The 14,553-nt window shown below is 40.0% G+C and carries 8 protein-coding genes; 2 read left to right on the top strand and 6 right to left on the bottom strand.

What is annotated here, in order from left to right; all coding sequences use genetic code 11:
• Positions 1 to 190 precede the first annotated feature (190 nt).
• From ASU31_RS15760 to ASU31_RS15750, 3 genes are read right to left on the bottom strand one after another with little or no spacing between them, the layout of a single operon-like run.
• Positions 191 to 988, bottom strand: a complete 798-nt coding sequence (locus tag ASU31_RS15760; RefSeq protein ID WP_057933243.1) for a DUF4397 domain-containing protein — start codon at positions 986 to 988, stop codon at positions 191 to 193.
• Positions 989 to 1,012: 24 nt separating this feature from the next.
• Positions 1,013 to 2,623 (bottom strand): SusD/RagB family nutrient-binding outer membrane lipoprotein, encoded by a 1,611-nt coding sequence (locus ASU31_RS15755; RefSeq protein ID WP_057933242.1) that lies wholly within the window; start codon positions 2,621 to 2,623, stop codon positions 1,013 to 1,015.
• An 8-nt stretch (positions 2,624 to 2,631) separates the two neighbouring features.
• Positions 2,632 to 5,715 carry a SusC/RagA family TonB-linked outer membrane protein gene (locus ASU31_RS15750; RefSeq protein WP_057933241.1) on the bottom strand — a complete coding sequence of 1,028 codons (3,084 nt, stop codon included), beginning with the start codon at positions 5,713 to 5,715 and terminating at the stop codon, positions 2,632 to 2,634.
• Positions 5,716 to 5,955: 240 nt separating this feature from the next.
• Between ASU31_RS15750 and ASU31_RS15745 the strand changes: the two genes are divergently transcribed.
• Positions 5,956 to 6,702, top strand: coding sequence for a DeoR/GlpR family DNA-binding transcription regulator (locus ASU31_RS15745; RefSeq protein WP_057933240.1), 747 nt, complete (start codon positions 5,956 to 5,958; stop codon positions 6,700 to 6,702).
• Between the two features lie 37 nt (positions 6,703 to 6,739).
• Here ASU31_RS15745 and ASU31_RS15740 read toward each other — a convergent pair whose 3' ends face one another.
• The 3 genes from ASU31_RS15740 to ASU31_RS15730 all read right to left on the bottom strand — a co-directional run bounded on the left by ASU31_RS15740 (position 6,740) and on the right by ASU31_RS15730 (position 12,441).
• Entirely contained in the window at positions 6,740 to 8,035 is a 1,296-nt protein-coding gene (locus ASU31_RS15740) for a RagB/SusD family nutrient uptake outer membrane protein (RefSeq protein ID WP_057933239.1), read from the bottom strand.
• Between the two features lie 15 nt (positions 8,036 to 8,050).
• Positions 8,051 to 11,140 (bottom strand): SusC/RagA family TonB-linked outer membrane protein, encoded by a 3,090-nt coding sequence (locus ASU31_RS15735; RefSeq protein WP_057933238.1) that lies wholly within the window; start codon positions 11,138 to 11,140, stop codon positions 8,051 to 8,053.
• Between the two features lie 104 nt (positions 11,141 to 11,244).
• Entirely contained in the window at positions 11,245 to 12,441 is a 1,197-nt protein-coding gene (locus tag ASU31_RS15730; RefSeq protein WP_057933237.1) for an anhydro-N-acetylmuramic acid kinase, read from the bottom strand.
• A gap of 153 nt (positions 12,442 to 12,594) precedes the next feature.
• On the opposite strand from ASU31_RS15730, the gene nagB reads away from it, so the two are divergent.
• Positions 12,595 to 14,520, top strand: a complete 1,926-nt coding sequence (gene nagB / locus ASU31_RS15725; RefSeq protein ID WP_057933236.1) for a glucosamine-6-phosphate deaminase — start codon at positions 12,595 to 12,597, stop codon at positions 14,518 to 14,520.
• The last annotated feature ends 33 nt before the right edge of the window (positions 14,521 to 14,553 follow it).

Genomic DNA, 14,553 nt, shown 5'->3' with positions numbered 1-14,553 from the left:
TAATTATTTGATTAAAAAAAACAAATTTAGTTTTGCAACATCTATATTACCGCATAAACACGCAAAAAAGCGCATTACCTGATTATTAAGCAGTTATTGCTTTATCACTATTCCTTTCTGTGCTGCTAAAAAAATCCGGGAAATAAAAAAGCCAACCGCTATGGGTTGGCTTTTATATCTTTAATTTAATCTATCTGATTAAAAAGAACGATACGTAAGGTCTACGTGGTGCCGTTGTGATGCCACTATAGCCACTAGCAAAAATAGTATAAACCCTTTTGTTTAAAAAAGTACTTGCACTGGTATAATTAGCCAGAACCGTTGCAGTTGTTATCGCTGCTCCCGCCGGCCTGATTTTCCAGGTTTTTGATTGCGCAGACCTTAATGTAATCTCGTTAGTAATGTTTAAATAATTTACATTGCCTGCAATGAGCGAGTCTTTTGCATTATCGGTTGCACTGGTTCCGTAATATAGATCTACAGATGGTACATTTGGCATTAAGTTGATAAACCGGTATTTGCAATAAGCTGTATCCGGCCTGGTAAAACTTTCCTGAGTTAAAACATTCTTGGTGTTTGCAGCAGTATCGGTAATATGCGCAACATAATTTTTACCTGCTTCTATCTGGAAGGTTGTACTGTATAACACAACTGAATCAGTTCCATCATCTTTCTTTTTGGGAAGAATAATCGATAGTTTTAGATTCCCAGGACTTACAGCAAGAAAATCAGCCGTAGAACTGCCTCCTGTGTTGTACCCGCCACCAGGAAAAGGAGTACGTGCGGTAATTACACTGCTCACTCTTTTATCGTTAATTTTAATTGCTATTGCCCTATTGTTATAATAGTAAGAGGCATAGTTCACCTTTAATAAAGCCTGGTCGCTGGTCAATTTTTCGGTTTCACCATAATCGAGTACATTTTTGGTGCAACCAGCTAAAGCCATTGCAATAAACAGACTGGCAAATAAGTTAGAAAATATTTTCATCTTGATATTTTTTAAATTAAAAAATTATGGCTGGCTAAACCAGGTTTCTTTGGTCATGTAGTCAACGTCTAGCCCGCCCCACTTGCGTAACTCCTCGCTATTCCAAACATATTCAGAATTGTAACGTGGCCTAAAACGATAAGCATATTTCCCGCCTAAAAGAAGGTCGGCTGTAGGAATTTGATAGAACTGCCTGAAGACCGTTGCACTGTAATGATGCTTCCTGATATCAGACCATTGCTCTAAACCGGCCCAGCCCCATTGGGCAATGTATTTTTGCCCCATGATGTCGGCCAGTGTTAGTGTTGCGGCATTTTGAGCAACTTCATTAGAGGCCAAATAAGTATTGATTTCGGCATCGGTTATCAAAGGATCAGGAGTTTTAGAAGCCCTGCCATAAGTGTTGCAAAAAACCATGTGGCCAGATATACCAGCCCTGTATGCAGTAAAAGCATCTGCTGTTTTTCCCTGTAAAAACAATGCTTCTGCTTTTGTAAACTGTAATTGCGAATAGGTCATGATCGGATATCTCGCTGCATCGGCAAAAATATATTTCCCATTATAGGTAGTAGCGCCAGCGGGAATGCTTCCAAAAACAATAGGAAGACCAGATGTACTGCTTCCCTGAGTTGGAACGCCAGCAATATACCTACCCAAAGTAGCTGTAGCCGTACTTGCCGGCAACATCCTGCTCAACCGTGGATCGAGTGAACTTGTTGGATTTGTGGTAGGCACTCCCCTCACTCCGCCTGCAAGATAGTTTAAGATCGTGGTCGAAATCCGTCCATAATAGGTAGCTGTCGGTCCTGAAGGATTGATATAGCCCAATGTGGGTCCGAATGGATTGGTATCATCGGTACTTGCTGCAGAGAAATAAACCGTTGCTGATTCTGCTTCATTGGCAAAAGATAAATCAGTGTATTTAACTACACTATCGGCATACATGGTTTTAAACTCGGGTTTATTTACCAGATGACTGTACTGCAAAGCGTAAATTGCATACACAAATTTTCTCCATTTGGCCATATCGCCTTTATAAATCCCATCTCCTGTAATACTTGCCAATTGTGTAGCGTAGTTGAGCGGGCTTTTCATTGTAGAATACTTAAGCGACTGTTCGCAGTAGTAACGCACTTTTGCATATACCTCTGGCTGATCATGGTAAGGAAACCTTAACATTCCTGGCGTAAAAGCCTCATCCAAGATAATCGGGCCATAGAGATCCGTTGTTTGTTGATAGGCCCAGGCCTTAATTGCATAACCAATTGCAGCATACTCATATTTTTGATTGGCAACTGCATCATTAATTAAATTTTCAAGGTTCAAACCTAAATCAACATAGGTCATTCTCCAGATTACGCCTCCATTATCGCTCGAACGTACGAAAGTGTGCTTCTCAAAAGCAATAGATCCATCATCAGTTGATGCACCGATAAGATTTTGCGTAATTTTCCAGATAAAACGATAATCCTGTGAGGTTCCGTTTGTCATCTGAAATAGAATTGGCGGCAGCAACAGTTCTGCCTTACTGGTTTGTGGCACAGCAGGATTTGTATTGATATCAAGGTATTTTTTACATCCTCCGGCCATTAATAATACTGCCGCAGCAATATATAGTTTATATAATCTTTTCATGTTGTTCACTATAATTTAACCCTAAATCCTACATTAAAACCTATCGGTTTACCAACATTACCATAATCGATACCGAAACCACCAATCCCCCCAACACCTGGCGAATTTGCATTACTCTCTGGGTCGCCACCTGAATAATTGGTAATCAATATCGAATCGGTTAAAGTAAAAAAGGCCCCGAAGCTTTGGATAAATCCGATGCGTTTAACCAGCGATGGTGGAAAATCATATGCCAGCGTAACATCCCTTAAACGCAGCGTTTTGATGTTCCGCTCTACAAACATCTCTGGCGAAACGTTCAGAGAATAGTAGTTAGAAGCATAAAAGGGGGTTACTGCAATCGTATTAACCGTAGGGTTGGCCGTATTTTGCAATCCATCGGCTAAAACCCCTTTAATTACGCGCGGCAGCTCTCTATCGAGGGTTTTCAAACTAATCCCTTTAATGTAAGATGCGTACTCGGTGCCGTTAACTACATCGCCGCCATATCTTAAATCCCATAAGAAAGAAAGATTAAAGCCTTTGTAGCTAAATCTGTTTACAAAACCTAGCGTAAATTTTGGATTCCTGTCTCCAATGGGATAATATTGTGTATCAGAGCTTGTTGGCAAACCAGAAGACGTATTAATCAAGATATCTCCTCTATTATTTCTATCAAACCTGGTTCCGCTAATCGCACCTGTACTGTAGCCAGGATGAACTGCGCTCCTGATTTCACCAATTACCCAGGTATCAGATTCGTAAAGTTCCGGAAGCTCATTTGCCAGCGATAATACCACGCCACGATTGCGGGTAAAGTTAAAAGTGGTGTTCCAGTTAAAATCTTTTCCTTTTATCGGGCTACCTGTTAACTGTACTTCGATGCCACGGTTACGTACCGTACCCCCATTCATCATCTCTAAAACGAAACCTGTACCATAGCTTAAGCGTGGGTTAATAATCTGATCTCTACTTAAAAGATTATAATAGTTAAAATCAAGCCCGATCCGGTTTTTCAGGAATTGCATTTCAGTACCGATTTCGAAATTTTCAGATACCTCCGGCTTTAAGTCTGGATTACCACCATAGTACGAATAGGCATAGCCACCACCTGTAAATCTTTTAGCTTCATAGTTTGTGCCAGTAGAATATTCTCTCCAGGGCTCCTTACCTGTTAATGCATATGAGGCTCTTAACTTACCGTTATCCAACCATGGCAAAGCTGTTTTAATACCGGTAAGATCAGTAAAGTTAAAGGCCAAACTTGCTGATGGATAGGCAAAATACGGATTGTTGGGCATCAGCCGCGAAGCACCATCAACCCTACCCGATAAGGTTAAATACAATAAGGTTTTATATCCCATAATGGCCTGCGCAAAAGCACCAACTGTACGGTAGCGGTTTACATAGGTTAATGTACGCTGTGTTGTTGGCAGCGTATTGTTTATACTGTAAAAATTAGGATCGTACATGTTCGTACCACGCTGAGAATCGGTAGTAGAATTATAATCGTTAAAAGTAGCGCCAATAACATAGGTATTGTTAAAATCACCAAGTTTATGCTTGGCACTGGCCGTTAACGATCCATTAAATACCTTGGTCAATTGATCATAGGTCATTACCGTTCCGCCTGTTGGGGCTGCTGCAGAACCCGAACCACGGTAAGACTGAGCATGATATACCGACAATCCTTTGGTATTGGCTATGTCGGCTCCGATAATCCCATTAATCCTTAACCATTTTGTAGGCTTTAGCTCCACATTCGTATTTGCAATTAACCTGTTAACTTTATCGTTATTCACATTTTTAACAACATCCCAAAGTGGGTTATCGAATTCCGAATAGATGCTTGCCAGATGCAAAATCCTGTTTCCGCTGATATCTTGATAATTCTGAACATCAAAGGCAGAACTAAACCGCATCAACTGAAGCAAAGATCCGTTAGCACCTTTATTTGCCTTATCGTTATTAGAATTGATGTAGTTGAAAGTACTTGTTAATTTCAGTATTGGTGAGATGGTACCAACAGCAGTTATCCTCGATGAGATTCGCCTGTAACTTGTAGTAGGGATTGTTCCTTTACTATCAGTGTACTCGTTAGACCAGCGATAAGAGAACTGTTCAGTCCCTCCCTCAAAAGACAAATTGTGTTTTTGTGTAAAACCAGTTTCGAAAAAGTTATGGATATTATCGTAAAGGGGTGTACTTGGTAAAAATGCTGGTCCAAAAAAGTTAGAACTTCCACCATCGTAAACTCCATTAGAAAGCCCCGAGTTGTACTTAGTCTGTATTTCTGGAAATTTATTTAACTGCTCTACTCTGAACGAATTATTGTAATTAATACTTCCGCGACCGGCCTTACCTTTTTTTGTGGTAATCAAAATTGCGCCACTGGCGCCAGCACTTCCATATAACGCTGTAGCCTCAGGTCCTTTCATTATTACATAACTTTCGATATCATTTGGGTTGATATCCATCCCCCTGTTAGAATAATCCTGGTCTCTGTTTGCAGCTCCCGAAACAAGTTCGCGGGTTTGGTTTAATGTACTGTTGTTAATAGGTACACCATCTACAACAATCAGCGCATTATTATCGCCACTGATCGATACAAATCCACGCAAAACAATCTGCGCAGAGGCTCCTGGGTTTCCGTTGGTACTATTAATCGATAAACCTGGAACACGGCCCTGCAAACCTCCAAAGAAATCGTTTCTCTGCGTTTCAGCAACTTCGGATCCGGAAACTTTTGGCGTTGAATAGCCTAACGATTTAGCATCCCGATCAATCCCATAGGCAGTAACCACAACCTCATTAAGATTGCTGGCATCAGCAGAAAGGGTTACATTAATTGTGCTATTTGCACCAACAGCTCTTTCAACACTTTTGTATCCAACATAAGAAAATGTTAATACATCAGTTTTTAATGCCTTTATCGAATAATTCCCATTGCCATTGGATTGTGACACCACGGTACTCCCCTTCACCCGGATAGAAACGCCGGGAATGGGGCCATCAGCGGAGCTGACCTTACCGGTAATCGTTATCTGTTGCGCGAAAACTTGCGCACACAGCATAATCATACCGATAAAACTAAAGAATAGTTTTTTCTTCATAATTTGTTAGTAAGAAAGTGGTTATTAGAAGTTGTTGTTTGTATTCCGGTTTATCAAACGCGCAAATTACCGCAGTTTTGATGTTAGTTAAGTAAATATGATGAATGTTTTTGATAAAAAAAACAAATAGAAAAGATTTATTGTACTAACAAACAAAATTTTATCGCATAAAAACGCATAAAGACGCAAACAATATAATTTTAAAATCTTTTTATACATTCGTAGAAAATCAAATGATTTATGCTGAAAAAAGAACGCCACGACTTCATCATGCGACAGATTAACTTACACAACCGTGTATTAACCTCTGATCTGGTTCAACTGCTTAATGTTTCGGAAGATACCATCAGACGGGATTTGCAAGAGCTTGTTGATGAAAACCTGCTTTACAAGGTTCATGGAGGTGCTTTATCGAAATCTTATCACAGTTCTTTTGACGATAGTACGGTTTATGCCAGAGATAGTAAGATTGCAATTGGCAAAAAAGCCGTTCAGCTGATAAAAGATGGCATGGTAGTTTTAACCGGAGGAGGAACAACAATTTTAGAATTTGTGAAAAGACTTCCACAGGGCCTATCTGCTACATTTTTCACCATTAGTCCGTTGGTGGCAGTAGAACTGGCCAAATACAACAATATCGAAGTGATTTTGATCGGAGGCTTGTTTTCAAAAAATTCGCAAGTTACCTACGGCGGGCAAGTAATTACACAGTTATCAGAAATTAAGGCCGATTTATGCCTGATGGGAACCAGCGCCATCCACCCAGATGAAGGCCTGACGGACACTTATTGGGAAATTAACCAACTTAAAAAGGCCATGTTGGCCTGCGCAAAAAAAACAGCCGTGCTTTGCATCTCCGAGAAACTGGATATTGCTTTAAGATTAAGGGTTTGCCCAATAGAAAGTATTAGTTATCTGATAACAGAGTTAGAAGTAGGACATGAATCTTTAGCCGGTTACCGTGCTAAAGAACTGAATATTTTATAAAAAAGCCCCGATCTTTGTCGGGACTTTTTTATATCTCCTAGAAAGTAGGATCTGCAGGCGTATTGGTATTATTATCTCTTTCTGAGAAAGGATAAGGGAAAAAATTCCGCTTGCGGTCAGCTAAAGGCTGAGCAAACCTTCTCATATCTTCGAGTTTTAATCCCGACATAAAAAGCTCAATACAACGGTGTTTGTAAATCAGATCTAAAAGCTGTTGTTGTGTATAAGGACCAGTTAGTGCCGGCAATGCCGCTCCAACCCCAAAAGGATCAGTTGCTGCAGTTTTGGTTACGATCTTGTTTAGCTCAGTAAGCGACGAAGCCAAATCAGGCGTAGCCTGACGGGCATAAGCCTCTGCTTTAATTAAGGTTATTTCGCCATGCAGATAAATGGGAAACTGGGTGAAAGTACCTGCACCAAAACCATTAATACGTACTGTTGTATTAATTACAGTATAAAATGGAATCCTGGCATCACCTGCATCTGGAATATTGGCGCCAGTCTGTCCTAAATTTATATTCTTAGGTTGAATTACATTATTGGTAGAGGTAGCAATCTCAAAAATGGGATTCAAATTTATTGCATCGTATGTAAACGTGGATTTTTTAGTTAGATCAACTGCATTTGCAGCAGTTAATGCTAACGTATAGTTTCCGGCAAATAATGCATAGCGGGCTTTGAGTGCATTTAAAGTACTGGGAATATCTACTCCTGATGGAATGTTCCCCAAAAACGATGTACTTATCGAGTTTGCTGCAACTACGGCCAATGCATTGTCGATGGTCGCAATTGCTTTATTATAACCATCAACACGACTAATGAAGGAAACGTTTTGACCTGTCCCAGCTGGAACCTTTTCCCAATACTCTGATAAATTACCTACAGCCAAGGCTTTAAAAATACTTGCATAAGCAATTAAGCCCGCTGCATAGTTTTTATCCGGAAGATTAGCGGCATTATTAATCACGTTATCTGCATCATAAATAATTTTATTTGCACCAGCCCAAACATTTAGTAATACTGAATTTGTACCATCTACCTGTACACCTCCTGCCACTAACCTTTCTTCATTGGTATTACCGGTATTAATGGATATTAACTCGTTTGTGGTTAAGCCATTTAAAGTAATAGTCGCATACAGGATTCCAGCCCGAGTTGTTGAATAGTTTTTCTGTAAACCCACCGTAACGCCTGTTAAACCTTTTGCCGAGGTTAATACATCATCGGCCGTAGCCGCATTAGGATTTAAGTACTCCTTTTTACAAGCGCTTGAAAAAGCCACAACAGTAAGCAGAAATGCATAACCTATATATCTTGATTTTAAATTTTTCATAACAACAGTTTTAAATTAGAATCTTGCTTGTAAACCCAAAGAGAAAGTACGGGGAATTGGTACTGAACCGAAATCGATATTTCTCAGGATTGTCGATTGACCACCAGAATTCAACTCAGGATCATAGCCTTTGTAATTATCCCACGAAATGAGGTTCCTTCCACTAAGATTAACGGCTAAACTCTTAATAAATTTAACCTGACCAATATTATAGCTCAATGAAATCTCTCTCAACTTTACAAAAGATCCGTCATCAATACGCCATTCTTCTACATTGTATGCACCAGCCACGTAACCTCTAGGCAATTGGCCCATCTGCTCCGCTTCGGCAACTTTTCCGTTTCCTACACCTTGACGTGTTCTCCAATCTGCGTTCCAAACATCTCCCCCTTGAACAGCATCCAATTGAATATGTAAGCTTAATTTTTTGTAAGTAAAATCATTAACGAAAGACCCTGTATAATCCGGGTTAGGATCGCCAATTACTTTAAGCAAAATGTTACCAGCGGCTTGACCGGCAGTTAAAGGAATGCCAGCAGCGTTTGTTGCAATATCTCCAGTTGATGTCCGTTCAAAATATGTTCCATAAAAAACACCTACTGGATAACCGTCAGTAATAGAAACTGGTGCACCTGCATTGGTTGCAATTAATCTCCGTGCACCCGAACCCACTATTTTATTTCTATTTCTGTTGTAAATTAGCGTAGATGTCCATGTAAAGTCATCGGTTTTAACTGGTACCCCCGTAAGCATTAATTCGACACCTTTATTTTTTAAAGTACCACTAATATTGTCTAATAGGCTAGAAAACCCAGTTGTCGGTGCAATCACAACAGGCAATAATAAATCCGTTACATTTTTATTATAATAACTAAAAGTTAAACCTAAACGATTATTAAAAAAGGACATATCTGTACCAATTTCGAGCTCTTTTTGGCGCTCTGGTTTTACACTCGTATTAGCCAATGTCGTTAACGATGTTAGTGATGTTTTGCTGTTTAGGGCATTTGGCGAATAAACATTGAAACGATCATATGCTCCAATCCCTGTTAAATTTCCAGACTGGCCATAAGCTGCTCTTAATTTGAAAGCATTCCACCACGATGATACGCCAAAATCTTTCCAATAATCGGCAGATGACAATACATAACTTACATTTGCTTTAGGATAAAACTGCGTTCTATTGTCTTCTCCAAATACTGTAGATTGATCTACTCTTATGGCACCGGTTATAAATAAATGATCTTTATATTTAAAATTTTGTTGTAAATAAGCCCCGCTAATTGAGAATTCTGAACGATTATCAACATTAGGTAAAGCAGTACTTGCTCCATTCACTACCTGAACAAAAGGAGCTAAACCACGCCCGTTTAGTAAGCTGTACAGGTCTTTTTGATATTGATAAGACCCACCAAGTTGAGTAGTTGAAGTAAATAATTCAGAAATTTTAGTATCATAAGTGAAGTTTAACTCATTATTAAATAGTGTGGTTGTTGCATTTGCCGCGCTTGCATAACCATTTAAAGAGGGATCTAAAAGTGGCCCACCACCATAAAAACCTGTGCTTACATTATACGCAAAGGGCGGAATAAATGTTGTCCCATTTTGGATTGAATTATCAACCCCCATAGTATAATCAATAGTTAAGTTTTTAACAGGCGTGAGTTTTAATCCTGCATTTGCAATAATACGATTGGTAAACTGGCGCTGCTTGATATCTTCAATAACAGAAACTGGATTAACACGTCCGCGTTCTCCGATGGCTTTTAAATTGCCTAATGCATCTCTGGTAAACAAATCATGAAAATTGCCAATAATGGTTACCGAATTCATTGGTGAGAAAAAAGAGTTCCCATCTGGCTTTTCGTTAGCATCGCTATGAACATAATTAAATCCTGCAGTCATTTTTGCCCATTTATTAATGGTTTGATCAAGATTTGCCCTGAAATTCATTCTGGTGAAATCAGTGTTTTTAATGATCCCCTGGTTTGAAAAATAACTAGCAGAGGTATAAAACTTAGTGTTGTCATTACCTCCAGAGACTGAAACTGAATTATCTGTCCCAATGCCTGTTCTGAAAATATAATCCTGGTAATTATACCTGGTTACCGGAGTTTTTGTAATTAACGCAGGGGATAATACATCCTGAGTTTGCGCAGTTGGCCCATCTGTTGGTCCTCCAAATTTTGTTGGCGATTGATTGACATCAATTTGCTTGCGCAACTCACTAATGGTTAAACTGGTGCTGAAACTCACTTGGGGCTCGCCAGTTTTACCTCTCTTGGTAAAAATCTGGATTACCCCTGCATTTGCTCTCGACCCATAAATGGCCGCTGCTGCTGCACCATTTAGAACCTCAATGTGATCAATATCAGATGGACTAATATCTACCATTCTATTTTGACCAATACTTCCCACTTGAATTCCGTTGTTGGCATTATCATAATTCCCTGAAGTATTGGTTACTCTGGTTGTAGAATTATTTACAATTACGCCATCAATGATGTATAGTGGTTCTGATGATGAGTTAACCGAGCTAACCCCTCTTAAACGAACAGAAATTCCGCCTGCCGGATCTCCGGAATTCTGGCTGATTTGTGCACCAGGCGTTTTACCCTGCAATGAAGCCAGTGCATTTCCACTGGGTGCTTTATTTAAATCATCGCCTTTTACCGTACTCACATAACTACCGAGCTGTTTACGAGTAGTCCCCTGAGAGGTACCTGTAACAATTACTTCATCTAGTCCCACTGCATCGCCACTCAAAGTGCTATTTGCCTGAACCGTGGTATTATCGCCAAGGGTTACGGATTCTATATTCGATTTAAAGCCGATAAAAGAAATCTGGATCTGGTATTTACCAGGTGCTAAATCAACCGAAAAGCTATATGTTCCGCCCGAACTTGTGCTTGTTACGAGATTTGTATTGATAATTTTTACAACAGCGCCGGGAACAGGGCTGTTATTTGCGGCATCAGTCACTTTACCGCTAATGGTATAGCGTTTATTCTGTGCCTGCGCCATTTCTGTAAATAGGAGCAGCAGAAATGGGATCAACAAAATTGCGAAGAATCCTGGTGACCATTTTAGGTAACTTTTTTCCATAAAATTTGGTTTTGTTAGAAGATTAGTGTTAAAACAAATTTAACAAAATACCGCACAAACCAAATTTTTAACCTGTACAAACTGATTTACAAAATTGTGCTTACCTAGGCTGGTAAACTGATTTTACCCATGCAAACCGAAGGTACACCTTGCCTATCGCCAAAGTCTATTGGTTTGCCACAGAGTGTTTCGTTGGCCAAAACAGCAAACAAAACAGCCTCTTTTGCATCGGGATCAATATTTAAGTCTTCAGTGGTTAGGAATTTGCAAAAAGGAAGCTTGCTTTTAAGAAGCTGTACAAGCAAGGGGTTATGCATCCCTCCTCCACTCATAAAAACCTGTGCGTTAGCATCTTCGCCAAAGCAACGCTTAATCGCATTAGTAATGGTTTCTGCAGAAAAATGACATAAGGTAGCCATTACATCTGCTGCGCTTAGACCAGTTGTTGAAGACTGTTCTTGTGCGCGGATTAAATACTCCAGATTAAACAATTCCGGCCCTGTGGTTTTAGGAAAATCCAGATCAAAAAAGCTGCAATTTAATAACGCAGACAATAGGCTGGGATTAGATTCGCCTGCCAAGGCAACAGCTGCATTTTTATCATAAAATTGATTAAAATGTTTTTGCATATACTGGTCCATCAAAGTATTTCCCGGGCCAACATCCGTCGAAAAAATTTCACTGGCATCGGTACTTCCTGGCAAATAAGTGAAATTTGCTATGCCACCTATATTTAACATTACCCGATCTTCGCCAGCTTTCGAAAATATTAAATAGTCGCCATAAACCGCTAAGGGGGCACCTTCGCCACCAGCGGCCAAGTGTTTTTGTCTAAAGTCAGAAAGTGTGATAATCCCAGTCTTTAGCGCAATATGATCACCATCGCCTATTTGTAGTGTACCATTTGGATAATCGGCCAGTTGATGGAGAGACTTCGGCGCATGAAAAATCGTTTGGCCGTGACTGGCAATAAAATCGATAGCCTCATTTTCATAGCCCCACTCTTTTAGTGCTTCGTTTATTAGCCCTGCATGGGTATTTGCAATATATTCGTTCATCAGACACACCAACTGTAAATCGACTTCTTTTTTAGAAAAAATCGCTTTTATTTTCGCCCTAAAATCATCGGTATAATCGCCTGTTTTAAATTTTAAAATCCGGACATCCGTCTCAGCACCGTTTCCCTTTACCAAACAAAGTGCAATGTCCAGTCCATCCATCGATGTACCACTCATCAATCCTATAATTAAACGTTCCGATTTCCCTGCTTTCGAATACAACTTTTCAATCTGTGTGTTCATATTGGTTTTTTATCTTAAAAAGATCAAACGTTTGTCTGCCCCTTTAATCGAATTTTATATAAATACTTGCAATAAATGTAAATAACCTTTGTTAGAAATTGGGCATAACTCTCTATATTTACTGCTCCGTACATTAAAATCCATATAAAAAAAATGGCTAGATTAAATCTACTGGAGGAGACACGTTTCGAGAAATTACCGGTAAGCGTGTTCGAAAATCCAAAAATTGCTTCAATTAATGTTGCACATCGCATTGCCGAGCTCATTAAATCTAAACAAGCAAGCAACACACCTGCAGTACTGGGCTTAGCAACAGGTGTTACCCCAATTGCAGTTTATGCCGAACTGGTTAGACTGCACAAAGAAGAGGGCTTGAGTTTTAAAAACGTAATTACTTTCAACCTGGATGAATATTATCCAATGGCGCCAACTGCGGCACAAAGTTATGTTACGTTTATGAACGAAAACCTTTTCAATCATATCGATATTGACAAGAAGAATGTTCACATCCCTGATGGTACACTTGCACTGGAAGACATTCCTGCATTCTGCTTAGAATATGAAAAGAAAATAGGTGATCTTGGTGGTCTTGATATCCAGATTTTAGGTATCGGCCGTACTGGTCACATCGGATTTAACGAGCCGGGGTCTGCACCAAATTCCGGTACCCGTTTAGTTACTTTAGATGACCTTACCCGCCGTGATGCCGCACGCGATTTCGGTGGAAAAACCTTCGTACCAACTAAGGCCATTACCATGGGTATCGGCACAATTTTCAAAGCAAGGGAAATTATACTAATGGCCTGGAGCCGTAAAAAGGCTTCGATTATTAAAAAAGCAGTTGAAGGCGAAATTTCGGGCGATGTTCCGGCAACCTACCTACAGCTTTCTGATCATGTAGAGTTTATCCTTGATGCTCCTGCTGCTTCAGAACTGACCCGTTTTGATACCCCATGGTTGGTTAAAGATTGCGTTTGGACAGATGCATTGATCCGTAAAGCGGTGATCTGGCTAGCCAATACCTTGAAAAAACCGATCTTAAAGTTAACCGAAGACGATTACAACAATAATGGTATGGCACAACTGGCCACTGAAAAAGGACCAGTATACAATATCAACATCCATATCTTTAATAAATTACAGCACACCATTACAGGTTGGCCAGGAGGTAAACCGAATGCTGATGATTCTCAGCGTCCGGAAAGAGCCGAACCTGCTAAAAAGAGAATAATTATTTTCTCACCGCACCCTGATGATGATGTGATCTCGATGGGCGGTACTTTTCTACGTTTGGTTGACCAAGGGCATGATGTACACGTAGCTTACCAAACCTCTGGTAATACCGCGGTTTGGGATGATGATGCGCTTCGCTTTGTTGAGTTCAATGTAGATTTTACAGAGAAAATGGGTATGGACAATACACATTTGAAGGATCTCTACAACAAAATGAGAACCTTTATTGAGCAGAAACAACCAAACCAGATAGATACGCCAGAAATCCAAACGGTTAAAGGATTGATCAGAAAAGGCGAGGCTATTGCCGGCGCAAGATATTGCGGCCTTGAAGATGACCATATCCATTTTCAGGCGCTTCCTTTCTACGAAAGCGGCAAGGTTCAGAAAAACCCGGTAACGGATGCTGATATCGAACTTACAATAGCGCTATTGCAAAAAGTTAAGCCTCAGCAGGTTTATGCAGCAGGTGATTTTGAAGATCCGCATGGAACGCATATTGTTTGTTTTAATATTATTTTAGAAGCATTAAAGCGTTTACGCAAAACTGAAGCCTGGGCACAAGATTGCTGGTTGTGGATGTACCGCGGTGCATGGCATGAGTTTGAAACATATGAAATCGAAATGGCGGTTCCAATTTCTCCGCAGGAGCTTGAGCGTAAAAAATATGCGATTTTCAAACACCAGAGTCAAAAAGACAGAGCTGTTTTCCCTGGTGATGATTCAAGGGAGTTCTGGCAACGTGCAGAAGACCGTAACCGTGATACGGCAAAAGCTTACGACGAACTTGGACTTGCAGAATATGAAGCAATGGAAGCTTTTGTACGCTGGAAATTTGAGGATTAACTCGTGTTAAAATAAATATTGATCCTGCCTTGT

Source organism: Pedobacter ginsenosidimutans (assembly GCF_001442625.1).
GTDB classification, from domain to species: Bacteria; Bacteroidota; Bacteroidia; order Sphingobacteriales; family Sphingobacteriaceae; genus Pedobacter; species Pedobacter ginsenosidimutans.
The sequence above is the reverse complement of the archived record's forward strand: the minus strand, read 5'-3'. Positions and strand labels throughout refer to the sequence as shown.